This window comes from Rhodopseudomonas palustris (assembly GCF_034479375.1).
In the GTDB taxonomy this organism is placed as follows: Bacteria; Pseudomonadota; Alphaproteobacteria; order Rhizobiales; family Xanthobacteraceae; genus Rhodopseudomonas; species Rhodopseudomonas palustris_M.
Window position 1 is genome coordinate 790,955 of sequence record NZ_CP140155.1, and the last position, 24,075, is coordinate 815,029.

The following is a 24,075-nucleotide window of genomic DNA, read 5'->3' on the forward strand; positions in this document are numbered from 1 at the left end:
GCGACCTTTAAGCAATAGGCAAAACTACGGTGCGATGGTGAGGCATCGTCGCTGATCTGGATCAGGCATGCTTCAACTCTTCCACGCATGGGATGGCCAACATACAGGGCTCGTTGGCCTCGGGCTCGCGCTGTGCTTGCTGGGCGGCATGGCAGCGGCCGGTGCCCTGCGGTTCACCCGGATTAGTTCTGGGCGAGTGCGTAGGGGCTGGATGATCGCGGCGTGCGTTGCGGTGGGGTGCTGCCTTGCAAGCGCCCTGACCGTCGGGCTGCTGTTGGCCGTTCCTTCGGAGCCAGCCATTCGTGATGCCGCGCTGGCAATCGTCATCGTGACGATACTCGGTATGATGGTGACCGTCGCCATGTCCGTCTGGTCCGGCGCTAAGGGGACTAACAATGTCCGCAGCGCCCTTGGCGAACGCATCATGGTACTCGACGCCGTGGTGCAGGAAGACTCGCACGGGTTTTGCCTGTTCAGCCCCGATGGGCGGCTGGAGGCCTGGAACGAAGCCTTTCTCGACATCTATGCCATCCCTCCCGGCCAGCCGCTCGCGGGCGCGCGGCTGGAGGAATTGATCGAAATCCTACGCATCGGCGGCAATCAAATCGCGGACATCGAGCAACTGTCGGAGATCAAAGCCGCGAGCGCCAGCGGTTCACCGTCTGAAATGATCGTCGAGCTACGCGATGGCCGACATATCAGGCTCGAACTTCGCCCGTTGCCGAACGGCGGCTGGATCGCCAAGCAGGCGGATGTCACCGACCACAAGATGGCCGAGCAGCGGTTCGCCTATGTCACGCTGCACGATATCGCCACCGGGCTGCCCAATCGCGCGGCGTTCAATCAGCGGATCGTGCACAGTATGGCGGTCGCCAGCGAGCGGCACGCGAGCTTCGCGGTGATCCGGCTCGGGATCGACCGGTTCAAGGAGATCAATGACGTATTTGGCCAGTCGGTCGGCGACGCCGTGCTCGCCAGGATGGCGGCGCTGCTGACCGAGACCTGCCACTGGGGTTTTCTCGCGCGGCAGGGCGGTGACGAATTCTCGATCGTCACGCCGCCGGATCAAGCTGCCGATTCCCTGCAGGCGATCTGCAGCCAGGTCTCGCGGCTTTGCGACGTCGAGTTCGACATCGATGGTCATGTCATCCGGGTCGGTTCGACCGCCGGCGTTAGCGTCTATCCCCGCGACGGGGACAACGCAGAGACGTTGATCGCGCACGCCGACGTTGCGCTGTATCGGGCCAAGACCGAGAAGCGAGGTACGGTCTGCCTGTTCGAGCCGGCGATGGATCTGCAAATCCGCGAGAAGCGCGCCCTGCAGCGTGAGCTCGCGATGGCGTTGCAGAATGCCGAATTCGAGATTCACTACCAGCCACAGGCGACCACGCAAGGGGAGGTCGTCGGCTTCGAGGCGCTGCTGCGCTGGCGTCATCCGGTTCGCGGGCTGGTGTCGCCGGCGGTGTTCATTCCGCTCGCGGAGGAAACGGGACTGATCGGCGCGATCGACGAATGGGTGCTGCGGAGTGTTTGCGCAGAGGCCGTTTCGTGGGCCAAGCCGCTCGCGATCGCGGTCAATTTCTCGCCTCTCGACTTCCGGCGTCTGGACGTGCCGGCCTTGATCCTGCAGGTGCTGCTCGAGACAGGTCTGGAGCCGAAGAGGCTCGAGGTCGAGATCACCGAGGGTGTGCTGATCGATGATTTCGCCGGTGCGATCGCCATCCTGCGCCGGATCAAGAATCTCGGCGTTCGGGTCGCGATGGACGATTTCGGCGCGGGCTATTCGTCGCTGTCATATCTGCAGTCGTTCCCGTTCGACAAAATCAAGATCGATCAAAGCTTCACCCGCAAGCTGGACACCAATCCGGATTCTGCGGCGATCATCGAAGCGATCCTCAGCCTCGCCCGCACGCTCAAGCTGCCTGTGATCGCCGAGGGCGTTGAAACCGATACCCAGCTCGCCTTCCTCGCTCGCGCCGGTTGCGACGAGGTGCAGGGATATCTGCTCGGCAAGCCGCAACCGATCGCGCATTATCGCGACATGATCGGCGGGGCGTGCCGACAGATCGTGCTCGCCCAAGCCGGCTGAGTTCTATTGCGCCGCACAAGATTCTCGCATTCGCGTATCCCGCTTGATGGAATGTCGTCGGGCGGACATCGTTTCTCCGGATCGGACACGCGCAATTGTGCGTCCCGGCCTTGCTCCTCGCGCGGCAGTGTTTTTATATGCATTCCCGCATATGGCGGGTCCCGAATCCACTCCGCGTCGCCGCTGCGAGGATACTCGCAGGTGTCGGGGTTTCCGCGTCATCTCCCGGCCAACAGCTATCCGAAAATCAGAACAAGAGGTTCACGATGGTCAACCGCATGCAATTCTACATCGACGGCGCCTGGGTCGATCCGGTCGTCAAGAAGTCGACGCCGGTCGTCAATCCGGCGACCGAGGACGCGATGTATGAGGTTGCACTCGGCTCCAAGGCCGACGTCGACAAGGCGGTCGCCGCCGCCAGGCGCGCGTTCGAAACCTTCTCGCAAACCAGCCGTGAAGAGCGCATCGCGCTGCTGGAGAAGATCGTCGCGATCTACAAGGGCCGGATGAAGGAGATCGGCGCCGCCGTCTCCGACGAGATGGGCGCGCCGCTGCCGATGGCGGAGAAGATGCAGGCCGGCGCCGGCCTCGGCCACATCATGTCGACGCTCGACGTGCTGAAGAACTACGCGTTCGAGGAGCCGATGGGCTCGGCGGTGATCGTGCGCGAGCCGATCGGCGTCATCGGCATGATCACGCCGTGGAACTGGCCGCTGAACCAGATCGCCTGCAAGGTCGCGCCCGCGCTCGCTGCCGGCTGCACCATGATCCTGAAGCCGTCCGAATTCACCCCGACCTCGGCTTTGATTTTTGCCGAGATCCTGCATGAAGCCGGCGTGCCGAAGGGCGTGTTCAATCTCGTCAACGGCCTAGGCCCGGAGGTCGGCGCGGCGATGAGCGAACATCCGGACATCGACATGATCTCGTTCACCGGTTCGACCCGCGCCGGCATCGACGTCGCCCAGCGCGCGGCGCCGACCGTGAAGCGCGTCAGCCAGGAACTCGGCGGCAAGTCGCCGAACGTCATCCTCGACGACGCCGACCTCACCAAGGCGGTGACCGGCGGCGTGATGCACATGTTCAACAACTCCGGCCAGTCCTGCAACGCGCCGAGCCGGATGATCGTGCCGCTGTCGAAGATGAAGGAGGTCGCGGCGATCGCCAAGGGCGTCGCCGAGAAGACCAAGGCCGGTGATCCGCGTGGCGACGGCACCACGATCGGTCCGGTGGTCAATCGCGGCCAGTGGGACAAGATCCAGGCGCTGATCAACAAGGGCATCGAGGAAGGCGCGACGCTGGTCGCCGGCGGCCCCGGCCTGCCGGAAGGCGTCAACAAGGGCTTCTATGTCCGCCCGACGGTGTTCGCCGACGTCACCGACAACATGACCATCGCGCGCGAAGAAATCTTCGGGCCGGTGCTGGTGATCATGGGTGCCAAGGACGAGGACGAGGCGGTCAAGCTCGCCAACGACACGCCGTATGGTCTGGCCGGCTACGTCTCGGCCGGTTCGGTCGAGCGTGCCCGCAAGGTCGGCCGGCAGATCCGCGCCGGCAACGTCAATCTGCAGGGCGTGCCGAACGAACGCACCGCGCCGTTCGGCGGCTACAAGCAGTCCGGCAACGGCCGCGAGTGGGGAAAGTTCGGCCTCGAGGAATATCTCGAGGTCAAGGCGATCGCGGGCTTCAACGCGGCGTGAAGGCTGCTTCAATCGCTTGAATTACATTCACGCCGGGACGGTTCTCTGTCCCGGCGGTTTCATGTCGGGCGCCTGTTTTCGTGAATACGTCCCGCATGCCCGTCGGTATTCGTCCGAGTAGATGCTGCGTGAGGTCGCCGTTAAGGGTCTTGGGCTGCGTCCATTCCGGGACGCGATCGATTCGACCGACCAGGGCCTCGCATGAACACGCCGGTTTCCAACGACTACCGAAGGCAGTTCCTGACGATCGGCTTCAGCGGCGCTGCGATTTTCGTCGCATTGTTCGTCGCCAAGATGATCACCTGACCCGCTGCGATTGACATCGTCGGAGGTGGTCTCCTAACTGCTGCGACCCAGGCAGCGGGATGGACATGGCCGACGGATTGCGCAAGGGACTGACCAGTTACGGCGACGCCGGCTTCTCGCTGTTCCTGCGCAAGGCCTTCATCAAGGCGATGGGCTATTCAGACGACGCGCTGGAGCGGCCGATCGTCGGCATCACCAACACCCACAGCGACTACAATCCGTGCCACGGCAACGTGCCGCAGATCCTCGAGGCGGTGAAGCGCGGCGTGATGCTGGCGGGCGCGATGCCGATGGTGTTTCCGACCATCTCGATCGCCGAGAGTTTTGCGCATCCGACCTCGATGTACTTGCGCAATCTGATGGCGATGGACACCGAGGAGATGATCCGCGCCCAGCCGATGGATGCGGTGGTGGTGATCGGCGGCTGCGACAAGACGCTGCCGGCGCAGATCATGGCCGCGGTGTCGGCCGATCTGCCGACGGTGGTGATCCCGGTCGGGCCGATGGTGGTCGGCCATCACAAGGGTGAAGTGCTCGGCGCCTGCACCGACTGTCGGCGGCTGTGGGCGAAATATCGCGCCGGCGAGATCGACGAGGTGGAGATCGAAGCGGTCAACGGCCGGCTGGCGCCGTCGGTCGGCACTTGCATGGTGATGGGCACGGCCTCGACGATGGCGTGTCTCACCGAGGCGATGGGCCTGTCGCTGCCGATGAGCGCGACGATCCCCGCGCCGCATGCCGAGCGCTTCCGCTCCGCCGAGGCCAGTGGTCGCGTCGCCGCCGCAATGGCGAAGGCCAAGGGGCCGAAGCCGAGCGAACTGCTGACGCCCGCCGCGTTCCGCAACGCGCAGGTGGTGCTGCAGGCGATCGGCGGCTCGACTAACGGGCTGATTCATCTCACCGCGATCGCCGGCCGCGTGCCGTACCGGATCGACCTCGACGACTTCGACCGGATCGGCCGCGACGTGCCGGTGCTGGTCGATCTGAAGCCGTCGGGCGATCACTACATGGAACACTTCCACCACGCCGGCGGCGTGCCGACGCTGATGGCGCAGCTCGGTGAACTGATCGATCTCGATGCCGGGACCGTCAGCGGTGCGACGCTCCGCGAGGTGGTGGCGCAGGCCGAACACGTGCCGGGGCAGGACGTGATCCGATCGCGCGACAATCCGATCCGGCGCGAGGGTGGGCTCGCAATGCTCACCGGCAATCTGGCGCCGCGTGGCGCGGTGATCAAGCATTCGGCGGCGTCGCAGCACTTGATGCAGCATACCGGTCGCGCCGTGGCGTTCTCCTCGGTCGAGGACATGGCGTTGCGGATCGACGATCCCGATCTCGACGTTGCGGCCGACGACGTGCTGGTGCTGCGCAATGCCGGGCCGCGCGGCGCGCCGGGCATGCCGGAGGCGGGCTATCTGCCGATCCCGATGAAGCTGGCGCGGGCGGGCGTCAAGGACATGGTGCGCATTTCGGACGCGCGGATGAGCGGCACCGCGTTCGGCACCATCGTGCTGCACATCACGCCGGAGAGCGCGGATGGCGGGCCGCTGGCGCTGGTGGAGAACGGCGACCGCATCCGGCTCGACGTCGCGGCGCGCCGGATCGACCTGCTGGTCGACGACGCGGAATTGTCGCGCCGCCGCGCTGCACTGCCATCATCTGCGACGGCGCGGCCGCCGCGCGGCTATGCGCAACTGTTTCACGATGCGATCTTGCAGGCAGACGAAGGCTGCGATTTCGATTTTCTCACCGCGGCGGGACGCAGCGAACGCTGAGCGCATCGCGCGCTCACATCAGCGTCACTTCCAGTTCTTCCAGCATCGCCAGCGTTTCGAGGTCGCCGTTGTCCTCGAGCAGCTCGCGCAGCGTCGGCAGATAGTTGTGCAGCACGCGCAGATCGTCGAGGCCCTGCTTCTCGCGCAGCTCGATGCGCTTCTGGGCGAAGTAGGCCCAGAACGGATTCTCCGCGGCATCGATGTGTTTCTGCAATCGCGCCATCACGCGTTCCGATCGAACCTCCCAGTTGGAGTTCTTGAAGCTGACATAGCGATCGAACGAACCCGACATTCCATACTCCAGAGCAGCGATAGAGGGCTGTGCAAGCAAGCGACATGCCATGGACCGAGGTCGATCTCGTCTGCGCATTTTGCTCGTCGATGTCGGCGCGGGGCGAGGTGGTTCGTCTTGGATTCGACGTCCACGATCCGGAGGAAACGCCATGAGCCTGAAACCCGCCGCTGAACTCGCCCGTCTCGGCGAAGCCCGCTATCCCAACGAAAGCGCTGAATATCGCCGCGCCCGCATCGCGTTGCTCGCCGAGGAGATCGAACTGCGCCGGCACATCGAGCGGGTCGCCGAGCAGCGCCGGCAGTTGCCGCCGGGCGGCGAGGTGACCAGATCCTACGCCTTCGAGGGGGAGGGGGGCCGCAGCGACTTCGCCGGGCTGTTTGGCGACAAGCCGACATTGGTCGTCTACAGCTACATGTTCGGCCCGCAGCGCGCCGAGCCGTGCCCGATGTGCACGTCGCTGCTCAGCGCCTGGGACGGCGAGGTGCCGGACATCACCCAGCGGGTGGCGCTGGCGATCGTCGCCCGGTCGCCGATCGAACGGCTGGTCGCGTTCAAGCGCGCGCGGGGCTGGCAGCACCTGCCGCTGTTCACCGACCTTTCGGGCGACTACAGCCGCGACTATCACGGCCTGATGCCGGACGGCGGCGACGATGCGGCGTTCAACGTGTTCAGCCGCCGCGACGGCACCATTCGGCACTTCTGGGGCGGCGAAATGTTCGCCACCAGCGCCGACCCCGGCCAGGACCCGCGCGGCGCGCCGGATCTGATGCCGCTGTGGACCATTCTCGACGCCACGCCGGAGGGGCGGGGAACCGACTGGTATCCGAAGCTCAGCTACGGCTGAGTCGGCCCGGGAGTGCCGGTGGGGGGCCGTCCAGACCGGATCGGGCAGATTTTTTTGCCGAGGCGGCCGGCCATCCGGGCGCCCGGTCAGACTACGAGGGGCATGCCGGCGGCGGGCTTCGGGACGCCATCCGAATACCGCCGACTTTCCCGAACTTCAAATAAGATGCTGATATTGCTGAGTATACCCTCCGCGGGGAATGGTAACCAACCATTAACCATCCCGGCGCATGGTCGATTTCTGAACCGGTTAAGCGGCATTTAACTCAAACCCGCCTTAATCGCGCTCCTCTCTTCTGCCACATCGTTATGCGGATTTTCGGTTGAAGCACCGCAGGCAATGGGGCAAGTCTGGATGCTGAACGAATGAGTGTCGGTACCGGGGCGCGTAAACTGCCCAACCATCGTGGGGCCCGCTACATGGGTTTTCGGAAGTCGCTCGGCGCGATTGCAATCGCGCTGCCGGTGATAGGCTGCGTCTGGACGGTGTATGCCAACACCGTGGGCGCGAGCATCTATCCCAGCGCACCTGGGGCAACGAGCCCGCCAGCCCCCCGGAGGCTCGTCCCGAGCGCCTCGATTTCGCCTCGCGTTTCGCGCCGCTGGCCGCAGCGGCGGCGAATGCGCCCCAACAGATGGCGCATCTCGCCCTGAAAAACGCCATGGCCAAACAGGGCGCTGCGCCGGTGCAGGTCGCCTCCGCCGATCCCGGCGATGTCCCCGTCACCTCCAGCGTCCAGGCCGCCAACGCCGCGGCGCCGCAGTCCAAATCCGGCCACCGCTATTACGCCCTGCTCGACGCCAATTATTCGTTCGGTTTCGAGCCCGACAGGTTCAGGCCCGTCGCAAATAATTCTGGCGAGCCCGCCGTTGCCGACGAGGCCGGCAAAGCGGCAGCGGCCGCGGCGACGAAACTCGCGATGGCGGTGCCGATGCCGCCGGAGCGCAAATCCGCTTCATCCCGCGTTTCGCCCGGTCCGACCCGCAACCCGTTCAGCCAGGAAGCACTGGTGGCCCGCGCCAAGGCCGCGCTGATGGCGGCGAAGGCGGAGAGCAAGTCGAACTTCTTCGAAAAGCTGTTCGGCAAGCCGGACGCTCCGGCGCTGGCTTATGCTTCGGCCGAAGCCGGCGTCACCAGCACCGGCGAGCCGCGCGATCCCGCGTTCAGCCCGTCCGACGACGACCGCTACACCGCGGTCTACGACATCACCGCCAAGACCGTGTACATGCCGGACGGCAGCAAGCTCGAGGCGCATTCGGGCCTTGGTCCGAAGATGGACGATCCGCGCCACGTCAACGTCCGGATGCACGGCGCCACGCCGCCTCACATCTACGACATGAAGATGCGCGAGGCGCTGTTCCACGGCGTCGCGGCGATCCGGCTGACGCCGGTCGGCGGCGAGGACATGATCCACGGCCGCACCGGCCTGCTGGCGCACAGCTACATGCTCGGCCCGCGCGGCGACTCCAATGGCTGCGTCTCGTTCAAGGACTACAACGCCTTCCTGCAGGCGTTCAGACGCGGTGAGGTCAAGCGCCTCGTCGTCGTCGGCAGCATGACCTGACGGGTGCAGCGCGGCGACCGGACGGTCGCGCGGGTGCTTCGTCGATTGTCTCGTCTTCACAATGTGTGATCAGCGCGTCCGGAACTTCTGCCGGACGCCGGGGATTGGTCGATCTCATGGAGGATCGACGATGCCCTTTCGAACCATCACCGGCGTAGTTGCGTTCGCCACGCTGCTCGGCAGTGGCGCGGCTCTGGCTCAGGAGCAGGGGACCGAGGCGCAACGTCAGGCCTGCATGCCGGATGCGTTTCGGCTGTGCAGCCAGTTCATCCCCGACTCGTCCCGGATCGAGCAATGCCTGCGCGCCTCCGGGCCGCGGCTGAGCCAGGCCTGCTACGTGGTGTTCAATCCGCCGCAGGAGCAGCGCGCGCCGGTCCGCACGGTGCGTCGTCAGATCCAGCCAGCCGAGCCGCAGCGGCGGTTCCGGGATTTCGACGACGAGTAAGCAAGAAGGCCCGACGGTCGTTCCAGAAGGGCCGCGGCGGAGCCACCAAGCTCCGCCGCGCCGTCAGAGGCTCAGCGGCAAACACGAACCGTGCGCACCACGCGACGTCCCATCGGTCCGCGGCGCACTTCCTTACGAATCGTGCAGCGCGGGCCGTGGCGGACGACGCGCCGCCGCTCGATGTAGCGCTGGGCCGAGACGTCGGTCATTGCCGCGGCGAGGGTGGACGTGGCCGGCGCGGGCGCCGCCGCCGATGCCGGCGCGCTGAACGCGGCCAGACCCAGGGCGAACGCAGCGGCAATTCCGAAAGCTGTTTTCTTCACGTGATTCTCCTCAGACGGATGGTTGAAGCCAACTCTATTGAAGCCAACTCTATTGAAGCCAACTCTATTGAAGCCAACTCTATTGAAGCGAGGTCTAACGACCTCGTGCCAACATCGTTGCTTCGCGATGAACTGAGCGTGAAGAAAACGTGGCGGGAGGGTGGCGTCGCGCATCGACAGCCGGCTCGATCGGACGGAGCGCAACGGCGCTGCGCGCAGATTCGATTATCGAACAGCTCGATTTTCAAACAGCCACGTCGGCGAACAGCCATGTGTCCGCGATCCCGCGGCGCGAAATGCGCCCGGGCTTTGCCAGGTACGTTCCGCCCTCCGACGAGAGGGCGCGCGGAACGCCGGGTGCCCGATGCACCCGCGGCCTCGTGTGCAAAAGTAAAAAGCACACGAGTTAGAAACCACGGTCACACCGGAAACATCCGGCGTTCCGCGCGCGATGGTGTTAACGGCTTATGTCGTGCTCTCCCCGGCGCCCGACCCGGTTTTTGGTCGCCGTCGCGTCCGACTGAGACTATCCGGCTTCGGTCGAAGCCGGCTCTCCGTCGGGGCTTGATGCCACGCGGGACATCAGGACCACACGCCTTTGCCGTCCGCGCACAGCGTGGTCGCCAGCGTTTCGGTGTCGGCTCACGGACCCTCGCATCGGAGGTGACCCGCCCTGCCTTCAAGTCCGCGCCTGACGCTGCCCGCGTCCACCGCACCCCGCCCCGCGGATCGTGACGATCGCGAAACGCCCCTCTCGATAGGGCGGGATGGACGTGGGTATACTATCCTATAGGAATGTTGTCAAGAGGCGGGACGAGCAGTGCCCCACGTTCGTAATCCCGCGGCGCCGCACAGTGGCGAACCCGGAATCCAGTCCCCCCCTGGCGCGCGATCAAGTGGGGCGTGCTTCACAGCGAGTCCAGGGGCTATGGATTCCGGGCCTGCGCTGCTGCGCAACGCATCCCGGAATGACGAACGAGGGTCGAAGTGACAGTTCGACGCTAGCGCGGGCCGCCCGTCACATGCAGCGTTTCGCCGGTGACGTAGGAGGCGCCTTCGCTGGCGAGGAACGCGACGACCGCGGCGATCTCCTCGGCCTTGCCGACGCGGCCGAGCGGCGTCGTCGCTTCGATCCATTGCCGCATCTCGCCCTGGTCGTAGCCTGCGGTCTTGACGCCTTCGGTGACGACCATGCCGGGATTGACGGCATTGACGCGGATCTTGCGCGGCGCCAGCTCCCGCGCCAGCACCGCGGTGATCGCATCCACCGCCGCCTTGGTTGCGGTGTAGACCGCGGAATTCGGCGGGGCGAGCGTGGAAATGCCGGACGAGATGTTGATGATGCTTCCGCCGTTGGGGCTGAACTGGCGCGCCGCCTGCTGCGACACCAGCAGCAGCCCGAGCACGTTGAGATCGAACTGGCGGTGGAAATGCTCCGGCGTGATCGCATCGAGCGGCAGCATCTCGTAGACGCCGGCATTGTTGACCAGCACGTCGATCGGACCGAGCGCCTGCACGGTGGCGTCGACCACGGCCTTGGCGGCTTGCGGATCGGCGAGGTTGCCGTGCACGGCCAAGGCCTTGCCGCCGGCGGCCGCGATCTTCGCCACCACCGCGTCGGCGCCGTCCTTGCTGGAGGCGTAGTTGACGGCGACGGCGGCGCCTTGGGCGGCGAGCTGCAGCGCGATCTCGGCGCCGATGCCTTTCGACGCGCCGGTCACCAGCGCCACCTTGCCTTGCAGAGTCTTGGTCATTGTCGATCGTCCCTGGTTGTGAACCGGCCTGCTCGAAGATCGGCTAGTTCAATAGTTCGGAAATATGGGACTATTGAACCATGTCAAGGGACGGCCTATATCTTTTTCATGGTTCAGTTCGTCCACCCCGCGCGCGACGACATCACGCTCGAAGGCGTGCTCGGCGCGTTGAGCGATCCGATGCGACTGCGCATCGTGCGGGCGCTGCTGCAGGAGGGCGACTGCCTGTCGTGCACGGCGGCGGCGCCTTGCCCCGAGATGGCGAAATCGACCTTGTCGAACCACTTCCGCGTGCTGCGCGAAGCCGGCCTGATCCGGACCACCAAGAAGGGCGTCGAAAACCGCAACACCGTGCGCGAAGGCGACATCAATGCGCGGTTTCCGGGATTGCTGAAGGCGATTTTGAAGCACGCGGGCGACTGAGCGCGAACAGCGTCGTTGTGCTGTTGCCGGCCAAGGCGCGTCCGCGCGCGCGCGGGAACATTCCGCCTGACGGGCGCACAAGAAATTCGACAACCTTGCAGAGTAGTTCGCCCGAACGGCACGCGAACTGCAGTCGATCGATTTCCGAGGGGAACGTGACGCAGATCCCACTCGGCAATTGCTTCGTCGAAAATTTCCACCTAGACAAAATTAAGGCAGAGTTAAAAACTTGGAATTGGAATTGAAAATGGCGGCACGAGACAATTGCTCTTCGAGATCATTCGTCCGCACCTCTGCCCGCCGACTGTTGCTGACGACCGCGCTGACGCAGCTCTTCGTCGGCGCATTGTCCGGCGGCACGACCGCTCAGGCCGCGTGCTCCGCGTCGGGCAATGCGACGGTCACCCAATGTGACAGTTCGCTCGTGTCGGTCGTCCCGACCGAGGGCAGTTCGTCGATCACCATCGATTCGGTGAGTTCCGGTGGCATCGACATCTATCCCTCCAACAGTTTCTCCGCGCCGCTGGACGTGACGGTGAACATCCTCGGCACCATGACCGTGCATCGGCCCACCTATCCGGCGGTCGCCTGGTACACCAACCGCAGCAACGCCAATCTGTCGGTCATCGTCGGTTCGGGCGTGACGCTCGTGTCGGACCAAAACATGGGCGGCATCTGGTTGCGGAACGAGGTTTCCGGCAACCTCGCGATCAATTCGGCAGCCACAGTCACCGCCACCGGCGCCTTGCAGGACGGCATCACGCTGACAACGAATCTCGGCAGTTCCACCCTGATCAACAGCGGCACCGTGACGTCGGCGCTCGCCCGCGGTCTCTATGCGGACGGAAATTTCAACGGCACCGATCCGGTGACGGTGAGCATCGTCAATTCGGGGCAGGTCACGTCCGAGCTCGCCGGCGCGAGGTCCATCAACTACAATGGTCTGTCTTCGATCGTGAACAGCGGCATCGTGGAAAGCCGCGTGCGTCAGGGCCTCGTCGCCTGGTCGGCGAACGGTTCGTCGTCGATCACGAATTCCGGCACCGTGACCGCGCAGGACGATTCGGCCATCGTGTCGATGGCTGAGACCGGCAATGTCACGATCATCAATAGCGGCACCGCGATTTCGCGCGACAACACCGGCCAGGTGGACCAGGGCACGGGTCATCACGGCCTCTATGCGGAGATCGGAACGGCCGGAACTATCACCATCGAGAACCAGCCAGGCGGCGTGGTCCAGGCCAATCAGACCGGCATTCTGGCCGTGTCGGCGTCCGGCGCGGTGAACATCACGCAAGCCGGATCGGTGACGGCGGCGCGCGGCATCGCCGCATCGACGGGGAGCGGCGCCGTCAGCGTGACCAACAGCGGCACCGTCACCGCCACCGGCGTCGGCGTCGAACTGAACGGGACCACCAACGCCCTGATCAATTCGGGCGCGATCACGACCAGCTCGGCCAGCGATGCGGCGATCGTCACCGGCAACGGCGACACCACGATCACCAATGCCGGCACCATCTCCAATACGGGCGGCGGAACCGCGATCAGCTTCGGAAGCGGCACCAACCGCCTCGTGCTCGATGCCGACCGCTCGATCATCCAGGGCATCGTCCAGGCCGGCACCGGGAACAACTCCCTCGTGCTGCAGACCAGCAACGCCGCGAGCCTGACCATGCTGTCGGTCGGCTCGAGCGGGCAGTATCGCGACTTCGATTCGATCGAGAAGACCGGCGCCGGCACGCTGACGCTGTCGGGCAACGGCAGCGGCTTCACCGGCACCATGCTGGTGAAGGAGGGCGGGCTGGTGGTCGACAGCAACAGCCAGACCTCCGCCGTGACGGTCTACAGCGGCGCCGTCGTGTCCGGCTCGGGTACGCTCGGAGCCACCGACCTGTTGTCAGGGGCCGCGATCTCTCCCGGCAACAGCCCCGGCACGCTCAACGTGGCGGGCAACTATCATCAGGCCTCCGGCGCCACCTACAATGCCGAACTGGTGCCGGGGAGCGCCGTCTCCGACCTGATCGCGGTCAATGGCGTCGCCACCATCGACAGCGGTGCGATCCTCAATCTCTCCCGCTACGGCGCCGGCGCCTATGCGCCGGATGCGCACTACACCGTGCTGACGGCGACCGGCGGCATCACCGGCACATACATCCTGACCGGCGACACCTTCGTGTCGTCGTTCTATTCGCTGATCGCCAATTACGATCTCAACCATGTCTACCTCGATGCGGTGCAGACCCGCAGCTTCGTGGCCGCGGCGACGACCGTCAATCAACGCGCCACGGCGACTGCCTTGCAGGCACTGCCGACCGGCAGCGCGCTGCGCTACGGGATTTCCTCGTCCGCCACCGATGTCGCGGCCCGCGCCGCATTCGACCAGGTGTCGGGCGAAGTCTACGCCTCGGCCAAGACGGCGCTGCTCGACGACAGCCGTTTCGTGCGCGAGGCGACGGCGCGCCAGGTTCAATCCAGCGCGCGCGGCGCCGGCGCGTCGGTCTGGACCCGCAGCTACGGCTCGTGGGCCAATTTCGACGGCAACGGCAATGCGGGCGATTTCAGCCGGACCACCGGCGGCGTGTTGTACGGCGCCGACGGTGAAGTGTTCGACGCGTTCCGGCTCGGCGTGGTCGGCGGCTACGGCTATTCGAGCATCAGCCTCGACAGCGGGCGGGGCTCGGTGTCGGGCGACACCTACAGCGTCGGCGCCTATGGCGGCGGAAACTGGGGCGCCATCGCGATGAGCGTCGGCGTCAACCACGCGTGGCACGATCTGTCGTCGCGGCGCAACCTGGCGTTCGCAGGTTTCGCGGATCGGCTGTCGGCCGATTACAATGCGCGGACGACGCAGGTCTATGGTGATGTCGGTTACAACATCGAGCTCGGGCGCGCCGCGCTGCAGCCGTTCCTCGGCCTCGCTCATGTCAGCCTCGACACCTCGGGCTTCACCGAAAAGGGCGGCGCCGCGGCGCTGACCAGCGCGGGCGACACGATCGACGCGACGTTCGGCACGCTCGGCCTGCGCGCCAAGACCACGGTCGAGCTCGGCTGGACCGCGGTGACGGCCAACGGCATGGTCGGCTGGCGGCATTCGCTGAACCACGTCACGCCGACGGTCACGAACGCGCTCGCGGGCGGCAGCGCCTTCACGGTGGCTGGCGTGCCGCTGGTGCAGGACGTCGCCGTGTTCGAGGCCGGTCTCGGCACCGCGCTCAGCCCGAGCATGGCCGTCAGCCTCAACTACTCGGGGCAGGTCGGCTCCGGCATCCTCGACCAGGGCGTGCGGGCGAATTTCAACGCCACCTTCTGAGCCGCGCAAGCGCCGTCGGATCGGCGCATGCCGACCGGCGCGCGGCAGGATGGCGTCGTGTCGTCGCGTCGCGTCCCTCTGCCGCGTCCCTCTGCCGTGTCCCGGACAAGGCGCGGCGCGTAGCGCCGGGCCGCCGATCCGGGATCCCGCTTTGCCGAGTCACGACGAGAACCGGGGCCCCGGATCTGCAGCGCATCCCGCCGCGCGCGGCGTGCTGCGGTCGCGGCTAGCCCTCGACGCGGAAGCTGCTGCGGTTCGCCAAGGCGACGGGGCATCGGCTGAAGATCAGCTTTCAGCCGGTGAAGGGGAAGGGGTGAGTAGTGGCGGGTTGCTTTGGACAGGCCTGACGGTTGGGGCGCAATAGCAAAGCGTATTGCGCCGAGATGGCGAAATCGACCTTGTCGAACCACTTCCGCGTGCTGCGCGAAGCCGCCTGATCCGGACCACCAAGAAGGGCGTCGAAAACCGCAACACCGTGCGCGAAGGCGACATCAATGCGCGGTTTCCGGGATTGCTGAAGGCGATCCTGAAGCACGCGGGGGAGTAGGCCCGCGGGCTCGGCTGTCACGCGTCGACAGGTCACGCGCGAGACACGCCGTGACGATCCGTTCGTTCGTCCAGCGCGCGGATCGCGCGGCGGCCGCCTTCAACAGATTCAGGATTTAGTCTGGTCGTGAAGCCGGTCGCGGATGGTGTCGATCGCGGTCTTGATCGCCGTCACCGTCGCCTCGTCCAGCGCCACGGCCTGCGCGACGCATTGCATCACGTCCGCCGCCTGGCTCTGCAACGCCCGACCTGCGTCGGTCAAACGCAGCTGGACCTCGCGCTCGTCCTTCGGATTGCGCGTCCGGGTGACGAGACCGGCCGCCTCCAGCCGCTTGAGCAGAGGGGTCAGGGTGCTGGAATCGAGGAACAGGGCCTTGCCCAGCTCCTTCACCGACTGACCGTCGCGGCGCCACAGCGTCATCATCACCAGAAACTGCGGGTAGGTGAGCTTCAGCCGATCGAGCAGCGGACGGTAGAGCTGGGTGAAGGCGTGCTCCGCCGAATAGATCGAAAAGCACAGCATGTCCGAGACATCGGGCAGGGCTGGGGGCAGGGCTGGGGGCAGGGCTGGGGGCAGGGCTGGGGGCGGGGCTGGTGCGGACTTGGCGCGGGGCGAGGTCATGGCGTCTCCGATGCCGTTCAAAATAATTTGTGTGCGATTGAATTGCAAGCGATTGACAGCGTCGGTCCGTCGTCCTAGATAGATCGTGCACAAAGCAATCGCACACAAATAAAAGGACCTCGACCATGACCACGTTCACCACCCGCGATGGGACCCGGCTGTTCTACAAAGATTGGGGCACCGGCCAGCCGATCCTGTTCGCGCATGGCTGGCCGCTGTCGTCAGATGCCTGGGACCAGCAGATGCTGTTCTTCGGCGCGCAGGGCTATCGCGTGATCGCCCATGACCGGCGCAGCCACGGCCGGTCCGACCAGACCTGGGACGGCAACCACATGGATCAGTACGCCGACGATCTGGCCGAGCTGATCGCGGCGCTCGACCTGCGCGATCTGATCCTGGTCGGCCATTCGACCGGCGGCGGCGAGGTGGCACACTATCTCGGCCGGCACGGCACGTCCCGCGTCGCGAAGGTGGTGCTGGTCGGCGCGGTGCCGCCGCTGATGCTGCAGACCGCCGCCAATCCGCACGGCACGCCGCTGTCGGTGTTCGACGGCATCCGCGACGGCACCGCCAAGAACCGCTCGCAATTCTTCTTCGACCTGACCGTGCCGTTCTACGGCTTCAACCGCGACGGCGTCGCGAGCAACGACGGCCTGCGCGAAAACTTCCGGCGGATCGGGCTGCAGGGCGGCATCAAGGGCCAGTACGACTGCATCCGCGAATTCTCCGAGGTCGACTACACCGAGGACCTCGAGCGGATCGACCGGCCGACCCTGATCATCCACGGCGACGACGACCAGATCGTGCCGATCGACGCGTCGGCGCATCGCGCGGCCGAACTCATCCCGAACGCGACGCTGAAGGTCTATCCCGGCGGCTCGCACGGCCTCGCCGAGATCGAAGCCGACCGCTTCAATGCCGACGTGCTGTCCTTCATCCGCGCCTGATCACAGTCAATCTCCCCACCTCGAAACCCGCATCCCGAAAGATCGTCATCATGTCCAAGCTCTCCGCCGTCGTCGCGCTTGCCGCCTCGCTGTTGTCCGGTTCGGTCGTCGCCCAACCGGCCAAGTCCGACCACCCCACCATCGTCCTGGTGCACGGCGCCTTCGCCGACTCCTCGAGCTGGAACGGGGTCGTCTCGATCCTGCAGAGCAAGGGATACAAGACCGTCGCCGCCGCCAATCCGCTGCGCAGCGTGTCGAGCGACGCGCGCTACGTGTCCGACGTCGTCGCCAGCATCGCGGGTCCGGTGGTGCTGGTCGGTCATTCCTACGGCGGTCAGGTGATCTCGACCGCCGCCAAAGGCCACGCCAACGTCAAGTCGCTGGTCTATGTGGCGGCGTTCGCGCCGGAGGCCGGCGAGGCGGTGGCCGAGTTGGCTGGCAAATTCCCCGGCGGCACGCTCGGCGCGGCGCTGGCGCCCCCGGTCAAGCTCGCCTCCGGCGGCGTCGATCTGTACATCGATCAGGCCAAGTTCCGCGAGCAGTTCGCGCACGACGTGCCGGCGGCGAACACCGCGTTGATGGCGGCCAGCCAACGCCCGATCACCGAGGCGGCGCTGACTGAAAAATCCGGCGAGCCGGCCTGGAAGTCGCTGCCGTCGTATTTCGTCTTTGGCGACGGCGACAAGAACATTCCCGCCAAGGCGCTGCACTTCATGGCCGGACGCGCGAATTCCAAGCACACTGTGGTGGTCAGCGGCGCCTCGCATGTGGTGATGGTGTCGGAGCCGCAGGTGGTGGCCGAGCTGATCGAAGAGGCGGCGAAGTAGCTTCCGTTGGTCTCGGGGCGGGCCGCAGCGGACAGCGCTGCGGCCCGCATCGCGTTGGGCTCTTCGCGGGCGACGATGCTGCGTCTGGGCCAGCCCTCGACCCGGACGCTGCTACGCTTCGCCAAGGCGACCGGGCACCGGCTGAAGATCAGCTTTCAGCCGGTGGAGGGGAAGGGTTGATCGTAGGATGGGTTGAGCGGAGCGATACCCATGCGGCGACTTGCGACGGTGATGGGTTTCGCGAAGCGCTCAACCCATCCTACGAGTTCGCCTCGTTCGCTCCGCAGCAGCGCTTGTACTTCTTGCCCGAACCGCAGGGGCAGGGCTCGTTGCGGCCGACCTTGCGTTGCGTCTTGGCTGGCAGGGCCGGCGGCGTTGGCGGGCCCCATTCGATTGAGCGACGTGGCTGGTCGGTGGCGGTCCGCCATCTGTTCAGCGCGATGATCCAGCCGGTGACTTTGGCGTCGGCGGTCTTGGCCAGGGCTTCGCGGTCGGCGTCGGAAATCTCCACCATCATGGCGGAGACGTCGGCCAGCTGCGTCAGGCTGTCGAACGCCGCGCGAGTCGCCTCGTCGGCATTCTGCAGGAGCTCCCAGTGCTCCGGCCACATGTCCACGGCTGCTCCGAAGCCGTCGATCCACATCTCCCAGACCACGTCCTTCGTACCGATGCCGGGCATCAGCGGGCGGTAGCGCTCGGGATGGTCGGCCAGCGTCGCCGCGACCTCGTTGTAATGCTGCATGATCAGCGCGAACACGCTGTTGGCGTGATCGAGATCGGTGAACGGCGCCGGCTCGTCAGCGTCGCCGCCCCACACCGCCGGCAACCAGTCTCCGGGCTTGATCATCTCGGGGCAGACCAGTAGCGCGGCGATGAAGCCGTCGAGCTCTTCGAGCTGCAAGGCCTCGACGCCCATATCGGCGAGTTCGTTTTCGAGCCGCGCGAGATGGGGTGGGAGCTGGGGCATGGCGTGGGTCCGGCCTTCACGAGGAGGAGGCGCCCTCCAAGTCCGGATCCCAGTCTATCGCATCAACCTCTGCGCGTCATTCCGGGGCGCGAGCGTAAGCGCGCGAGCCCGGAATCCATAACCGAGGGACTTCATGGTCGAGAACCGGCGTCTCAACAGCAGTGCTTCACCGCGAGTCGAGGGCGTATGGATTCCGGGCTCGCGCTGCGCGCGCCCCGGAATGACGAACGAGAGGGGCAGTAGGTCGATCACCAAACAAAAACCCCGGCGTTTCCGCCGGGGTTCTGCATCTGATACTTCGCTTGGAGCGAATGAGGTGCCTGGATCAGAAATCCATGCCGCCCATGCCGCCGCCCGGGGGCATGCCGCCGGCGCCGGCGCCACCCTTCTTCGGGAGTTCGGCGACCATCGCTTCGGTGGTGATCAGCAGGGCTGCGACCGAGGCCGCGTTCTGGATCGCGGTGCGGACCACCTTGGTCGGGTCGATGATGCCCTTCTTGACCAGGTCGCCGTATTCGCCAGTCTGGCTGTCGAAGCCGTAGTTGTACTGGTCCTTCTCCAGCACCTTGCCGACGATCACCGAGCCGTCTTCGCCGGCGTTGATGGCGATCTGGCGGGCCGGGGCGGAGAGCGCCTTGCGCACGATCTCGACGCCGGTCTTCTGGTCGTCGTTCGCAGTCTTGATACGCTTGAGCTGCTCGGAGGCGCGCAGCAGAGCGACGCCGCCGCCCGGGACAATGCCTTCCTCGACCGCGGCGCGGGTGGCGTGCATCGCGTCGTCAACGCGATCCTTGCGCTCCTTGACCTCGATCTCGGTGGCGCCGCCGACGCGGATCACCGCGACGCCGCCGGCGAGCTTGGCCAGACGCTCCTGCAGCTTCTCGCGGTCGTAGTCCGAGGTGGTTTCCTCGATCTGCGCCTTGATCTGCGCGACGCGGGCCTCGATGTCGGCCTTCTTGCCGGCGCCGTTGACGATCGTGGTGTTTTCCTTGTCGATCATCACCTTCTTGGCCTTGCCGAGCATCTGGAGCGTGACGTTCTCCATCTTGATGCCGAGGTCTTCCGAGATCGCCTGGCCGCCGGTCAGGATCGCGATGTCCTGCAGCATGGCCTTGCGGCGATCGCCGAAGCCCGGAGCCTTCACAGCGGCAACCTTCAGGCCGCCACGCAGGCGGTTGACGACGAGGGTGGCCAGCGCTTCGCCTTCGACGTCCTCGGCGACGATCACCAGCGGCTTGCCGGTCTGCACCACGGCTTCGAGCAGCGGCAGCAGTTCGTTGAGGTTCGAGAGCTTCTTCTCGTTGATCAGGATGTAGGCGTCGTCGAATTCGACGCGCATCTTGTCGGCGTTGGTGACGAAGTAGGGCGAGATGTAGCCGCGGTCGAACTGCATGCCCTCGACGACGTCGAGTTCGGTCTCGAGCGACTTGGCTTCCTCGACGGTGATGACACCCTCGTTGCCGACCTTCTTCATCGCGTCCGACAGGAACTTGCCGATTTCGGCATCGCCGTTCGCCGAGATGGTGCCGACCTGGGCGATCTCCTCGTTCGAGGTGACCTTCTTGGAGTTCTTGACGAGATCCGCGACGACGGCTTCGACCGCGAGGTCGATGCCGCGCTTCAGATCCATCGGGTTCATGCCGGCGGCGACGGCCTTGCCGCCTTCGCGGACGATCGCCTGGGCCAGCACGGTCGCGGTGGTGGTGCCGTCACCGGCGGCGTCGGCGGACTTCGAGGCCACTTCGCGCACCATCTGGGCGCCCATGTTCTCGAACTTGTCCTCGAGCTCGATCTCCTTGGCGACGGTGACGCCGTCCTTGGTGATGCGGGGCGCGCCGAACGACTTGTCGAGCACGACGTTACGGCCCTTCGGGCCGAGCGTGACCTTCACGGCATTGGCGAGAATGTCCACGCCGCGCAGCATGCGGTCGCGGGCGTCGACGCCGAATTTGACTTCTTTAGCTGACATATGAGGTTTCCCTGAAAACTGGTTGTGGACCTCATCCTGAGCAGCCGGCCCGGCCGAAGGGCGGGGCGGCGTCTCGAAGGATGATCTGGTTGAACGTTGCGTGGCTCACCCTTCGATACGCCCCGGCTTCGCTCTTCGAGCTGCGCCGCGGCTCCTCAGGGTGAGGGCTTTGCGTTGCGTCAGGCCGCCTTCTTCTTGGCGGGGGCGACGTCGGTGATGACGCCCATGATGTCGCTTTCCTTCATGATCAGCAGCTCCTTGCTGTCGATCTTGACTTCGGTGCCCGACCACTTGCCGAACAGCACCCGGTCACCGACCTTGAGGTCGATCGGGATCAGCTTGCCGGCTTCGTCGCGACCACCCGGGCCAACGGCGACGATTTCGCCCTGCGAGGGTTTTTCCTTGGCCGAGTCAGGAATGATGATACCGCCAGCGGTCTTCTCTTCGGCGTCGATGCGCTTGACCACGACGCGGTCGTGAAGCGGACGGAAATTCATGCAGATCCTCCTAAGTTTCTGAAACGTTTTCAGAATTTCTGGAAATTGGCAGTCGTGTCCGGCGAGTGCCAGACCGACATTGAGGACATAATCCGCCGCGTTCGGAGAGACAAGGGTGGATAGCAGAAAAATTGGCAGTCGTCTGGAACATCTGCCAATTCCGTAGACCAGGATTAACGCCGGCTGCTCCGGCCGGCCTGCGGTCCGCCCCGGACGGGCTGTTAGCACTTCTCGTAAGTCGCTGCTAACGCTGACTTTTTATACAGAGCGTTAAACTTTTGGGCTTGAGATCGGTTACTTCGTCACGTCACAATTGAGGCGAGCCCACCGGGAAGTGAATACCGGAGTCGGTGGGCAGTCAGAACGAGCTGTAGGGCACATCGACGACGCAAGCCGGACACCACTTTTGCTGAATGCGCTCTACCCCAGGAGGTTGGCATGGACGGAAAAGGTGCGGTTTCTGAAGACTTCAAGAAACAGGTGCTCGGCTATGGTTTGACCACGGCGGAAATTCTCTATCGGCGCCCGGATCGCAACTGGCTGCTGCAGAGCTACACCTGGCAGAACTACGACCTGTTTCCGCACTTTCCGGCGCTGAAGGACTTCCTGTCGTTCTGGGAAAAGGAGCTCGAGGGGCCGCTGTTTTCCGTCACCGTGGCGCATTCCAAGCTGATCAAGCCGGCCGAGTTGCGCACCGTCGACGGCGTGTTCCGGCTGCATTGAACCGGAGACGCCGAGCGGCCGGACGCCACTCGCTCAGTCGGCCCGCGGGGCGGCGTCCGCCGTGGGCCGCAGCGCCGGCGGGTTCGTGTCGTAGGCCGACCAGAACCCGGCGTCGCGCTGATACTGACAGATCCGCTGCGTCACGCCGGCCAGCTTGATCCAGCGTCGCAGCGCGTCGTCGTAGTCCATCTGCTTGTCGTCGAGGCGCCAGCCCGGCGGCGACCAGCCGGAATTGCCGTTGATGGTCGGCAGGCCGATCCGCATCGAGATCCACATCGCGTCGACTTCCTTGAGCGAGATGTCGGAGGGCGGTCCCGCATTCACGACGAACACTTCGCAATCGGCCGGCGGCGCCGGCACCGCAGCGAGCCGCGCGAGTTCGTCGCGACGCGACAATTCGCCGGGCTGCAGGTTGATCTGCTCGATCAGGCAGACCGCCAGCACCAGCGCCGCGATCGCCTGCCGCGTCCGCAGCCGGCCGAGCGGCGCGGTCGTGATCCAATAATGCAGCAGCACGGCCAGCCCGGTCACCATCCACAGATGCACCAGCAACTGGATTCGCCCGGCGGCCCTGATCGCCACGGCGCCGGGCACGATCTGGTAGGGGATCCAGAACACGCTGAACGTGCCGACGCGGAAGGTGAACAGCCACGACAGCGCCCAGACCGCGACGCAGGCGACGCCGACGACGAGTTGCCACGGCATCGCTTCGCCCGGCCGTCGCGCTCCGCGCACGACGACAACCAGCGCCACGGCCGCCGCCGTCAGCAGCGGCGTGACGGCGAGAACCCGCTCGTGGTCGGTCTTGCCGAGCAGGAGGTCGACCAGCCAGCCCCACATCAGGTTGGTGTGGCTGACGTTGATCAGGTCCTTGGGGAACGGCGCGTAGCTGAGAAACTCGCGATACGACCGGCCCGACAATTCGTGCAGCGCCGGCAGATAGATCACCACCAGCGGCGCCACGCCCACCGCGAAGCCGAGCGCGGCCGCGGCGAGCAGCGCGGCGCATGGCCGGATATTGCTCCAGAGCAGCGCCGCCATGGCGCGCCAGCGCAGCACGGCGACGGCGCACAAGGCGAACAGCGCGGTGAAGACGAACAGCCACGCGACGTAGAAGAGGGTCGAAAACAACAGGCCGAACAGCAGCCCGGCCAGCGCGGCGCGGATCAGCGACCACCGCGTCGGCCGCGGGAAATCCTCGATCGCCCACAGCGCCAGCAGCACGATGCAGGGCACGTAATACAGCGCGAAGAAATTCGGATGTCCCTCGGCGGTCTTGAACATCAGATTGTTGGGAAACGTGATCAGGACCGCGGCGCAGATCGCGATCGCAGGCGACAGCCGCAGATAGCGCACCAGAATCACCAGGCTGGCGACGAAACAGGCCAGCGACAGCGAGATCGCGAAAATCTGCGAGGCGAGGAAGGGATCGAGGCCGAGCGTGCGGAGCGCCGAATAGGGCAGGATGTCGAGCAGGAATGCGTCGGTATAGCCGAGCACGTTCTTCTGCGGGAAATAGAACGGCGGCGACAGGAATTCGGCGCGCCCGCGCAGCGCATTGAACAGATGCTCGTGCAGATAGGCGATCAGCCGTCCGTCGCCGGGACTGCCGAAGATCCAATCGAACGACGACAGCAGGCTGGAGCGGAAGGCGATCGCGGCGGCCGCGGCCCATGCGACCAGCCCGGCCAGAAGGGTGCGCAGCCCGAGCGAGCGCGCCTGATCCCGCAACGATGTCAGTGGCAATCCGATCTCCGCATCTACAGTGACGGCTGATCGATTGCCAGGCGGCATCCACGCGGTCGCGACATTCAGCTCGTACGATGCCGAGTGATAGCACCAATGCGGAGAAACGAAGAAGCAGCGCGATCCGGCAGGACAGACGATTTAATCATATTCTAAAGGCGGGGCGTTTCGGCCGTCGGTCGCAACGCCGGCTCGGCTCGCCCCGTTTCCCGATATTGCCGGCGCGCGGAGTCGGCGCGCGATCCGCGACGAGCGCGATCCTGTCGAGAGGATCGCACGCCGAAGTTGTGCGTCGGCGCCGGGGCCGACGGGTGCGTGCGGATCCGGGCTCCGGTTGTGTCGGGCGTTCGAGTCGCGCGGGGGCGACCTCGTGGAATTCCGAGGACGTCCGAGCACCGCGTCGTTG

At 65.5% G+C, this 24,075-nt stretch carries 19 protein-coding genes and 1 pseudogene; 12 read left to right on the forward strand and 8 right to left on the reverse strand.

What is annotated here, in order from left to right; translation table 11 throughout:
- Positions 1 to 67 precede the first annotated feature (67 nt).
- From SR870_RS03465 to SR870_RS03475, 3 genes are all read left to right on the forward strand, one after another.
- The gene (locus SR870_RS03465; RefSeq protein ID WP_322516656.1) at positions 68 to 2,089 is read left to right on the forward strand and encodes a putative bifunctional diguanylate cyclase/phosphodiesterase; all 2,022 of its coding nucleotides are present in this window, start codon (positions 68 to 70) and stop codon (positions 2,087 to 2,089) included.
- Positions 2,090 to 2,355: 266 nt separating this feature from the next.
- Positions 2,356 to 3,786, forward strand: coding sequence for an aldehyde dehydrogenase family protein (locus SR870_RS03470; RefSeq protein ID WP_322516657.1), 1,431 nt, complete (start codon positions 2,356 to 2,358; stop codon positions 3,784 to 3,786).
- A 371-nt stretch (positions 3,787 to 4,157) separates the two neighbouring features.
- Positions 4,158 to 5,867, forward strand: a complete 1,710-nt coding sequence (locus SR870_RS03475) for an IlvD/Edd family dehydratase (protein WP_322516658.1) — start codon at positions 4,158 to 4,160, stop codon at positions 5,865 to 5,867.
- 13 nt (positions 5,868 to 5,880) lie between these two features.
- Here the strand turns inward: SR870_RS03475 and cowN are convergent, their stop codons facing one another.
- A complete protein-coding gene (gene cowN, locus SR870_RS03480) occupies positions 5,881 to 6,159 on the reverse strand; it encodes a N(2)-fixation sustaining protein CowN (RefSeq protein ID WP_011442126.1) in 279 nt (92 codons plus the stop codon).
- 151 nt (positions 6,160 to 6,310) lie between these two features.
- Between cowN and SR870_RS03485 the strand changes: the two genes are divergently transcribed.
- From SR870_RS03485 to SR870_RS03495, 3 genes are all read left to right on the forward strand, one after another.
- Complete coding sequence (locus SR870_RS03485) at positions 6,311 to 7,006, forward strand: DUF899 family protein (RefSeq protein WP_322516659.1); 696 nt, start codon at positions 6,311 to 6,313, stop codon at positions 7,004 to 7,006.
- A gap of 661 nt (positions 7,007 to 7,667) precedes the next feature.
- Complete coding sequence (locus tag SR870_RS03490; RefSeq protein ID WP_322516660.1) at positions 7,668 to 8,570, forward strand: DUF2778 domain-containing protein; 903 nt, start codon at positions 7,668 to 7,670, stop codon at positions 8,568 to 8,570.
- Positions 8,571 to 8,700: 130 nt separating this feature from the next.
- Positions 8,701 to 9,015, forward strand: coding sequence for a hypothetical protein (locus tag SR870_RS03495; RefSeq protein ID WP_322516661.1), 315 nt, complete (start codon positions 8,701 to 8,703; stop codon positions 9,013 to 9,015).
- 71 nt (positions 9,016 to 9,086) lie between these two features.
- On the opposite strand, the gene SR870_RS03500 is transcribed toward SR870_RS03495, so the two are convergent.
- The gene (locus SR870_RS03500; RefSeq protein WP_322516662.1) at positions 9,087 to 9,338 is read right to left on the reverse strand and encodes a hypothetical protein; all 252 of its coding nucleotides are present in this window, start codon (positions 9,336 to 9,338) and stop codon (positions 9,087 to 9,089) included.
- Between the two features lie 1,001 nt (positions 9,339 to 10,339).
- The gene (locus tag SR870_RS03505) at positions 10,340 to 11,092 is read right to left on the reverse strand and encodes a glucose 1-dehydrogenase (protein ID WP_322516663.1); all 753 of its coding nucleotides are present in this window, start codon (positions 11,090 to 11,092) and stop codon (positions 10,340 to 10,342) included.
- Between the two features lie 108 nt (positions 11,093 to 11,200).
- On the opposite strand from SR870_RS03505, the gene SR870_RS03510 reads away from it, so the two are divergent.
- From SR870_RS03510 to SR870_RS03520, 3 genes and pseudogenes are all read left to right on the forward strand, one after another.
- Positions 11,201 to 11,515, forward strand: a complete 315-nt coding sequence (locus tag SR870_RS03510) for an ArsR/SmtB family transcription factor (RefSeq protein WP_322516664.1) — start codon at positions 11,201 to 11,203, stop codon at positions 11,513 to 11,515.
- 424 nt (positions 11,516 to 11,939) lie between these two features.
- Positions 11,940 to 14,825 carry an autotransporter outer membrane beta-barrel domain-containing protein gene (locus SR870_RS03515; RefSeq protein WP_322516665.1) on the forward strand — a complete coding sequence of 962 codons (2,886 nt, stop codon included), beginning with the start codon at positions 11,940 to 11,942 and terminating at the stop codon, positions 14,823 to 14,825.
- Positions 14,826 to 15,199: 374 nt separating this feature from the next.
- A pseudogene (locus tag SR870_RS03520) lies at positions 15,200 to 15,372 on the forward strand (ArsR family transcriptional regulator); the annotation flags it as partial.
- Between the two features lie 108 nt (positions 15,373 to 15,480).
- On the opposite strand, the gene SR870_RS03525 reads toward SR870_RS03520, so the two are convergent.
- Positions 15,481 to 15,993 carry a MarR family transcriptional regulator gene (locus SR870_RS03525; RefSeq protein ID WP_322516666.1) on the reverse strand — a complete coding sequence of 171 codons (513 nt, stop codon included), beginning with the start codon at positions 15,991 to 15,993 and terminating at the stop codon, positions 15,481 to 15,483.
- Positions 15,994 to 16,118: 125 nt separating this feature from the next.
- Between SR870_RS03525 and SR870_RS03530 the strand changes: the two genes are divergently transcribed.
- Entirely contained in the window at positions 16,119 to 16,940 is an 822-nt protein-coding gene (locus tag SR870_RS03530) for an alpha/beta hydrolase (protein WP_322516667.1), read from the forward strand.
- 50 nt (positions 16,941 to 16,990) lie between these two features.
- Complete coding sequence (locus SR870_RS03535; RefSeq protein WP_322516668.1) at positions 16,991 to 17,767, forward strand: alpha/beta hydrolase; 777 nt, start codon at positions 16,991 to 16,993, stop codon at positions 17,765 to 17,767.
- Between the two features lie 259 nt (positions 17,768 to 18,026).
- Here the strand turns inward: SR870_RS03535 and SR870_RS03540 are convergent, their stop codons facing one another.
- From SR870_RS03540 to SR870_RS03550, 3 genes are all read right to left on the reverse strand, one after another.
- Positions 18,027 to 18,734, reverse strand: a complete 708-nt coding sequence (locus SR870_RS03540; RefSeq protein ID WP_322516669.1) for a UPF0149 family protein — start codon at positions 18,732 to 18,734, stop codon at positions 18,027 to 18,029.
- A 325-nt stretch (positions 18,735 to 19,059) separates the two neighbouring features.
- Positions 19,060 to 20,703 (reverse strand): chaperonin GroEL, encoded by a 1,644-nt coding sequence (gene groL, locus SR870_RS03545; RefSeq protein ID WP_322516670.1) that lies wholly within the window; start codon positions 20,701 to 20,703, stop codon positions 19,060 to 19,062.
- Between the two features lie 179 nt (positions 20,704 to 20,882).
- The gene (locus tag SR870_RS03550) at positions 20,883 to 21,200 is read right to left on the reverse strand and encodes a co-chaperone GroES (protein ID WP_322516671.1); all 318 of its coding nucleotides are present in this window, start codon (positions 21,198 to 21,200) and stop codon (positions 20,883 to 20,885) included.
- A gap of 438 nt (positions 21,201 to 21,638) precedes the next feature.
- Here SR870_RS03550 and SR870_RS03555 point away from each other — a divergent pair, with 438 nt between their 5' ends.
- Positions 21,639 to 21,923: an usg protein gene (locus SR870_RS03555; protein WP_322516672.1), complete on the forward strand. Its 285-nt coding sequence runs from the start codon at positions 21,639 to 21,641 to the stop codon at positions 21,921 to 21,923.
- Between the two features lie 33 nt (positions 21,924 to 21,956).
- Here SR870_RS03555 and SR870_RS03560 read toward each other — a convergent pair whose 3' ends face one another.
- Entirely contained in the window at positions 21,957 to 23,669 is a 1,713-nt protein-coding gene (locus SR870_RS03560; protein ID WP_322516673.1) for a hypothetical protein, read from the reverse strand.
- Positions 23,670 to 24,075: the final 406 nt, after the last annotated feature.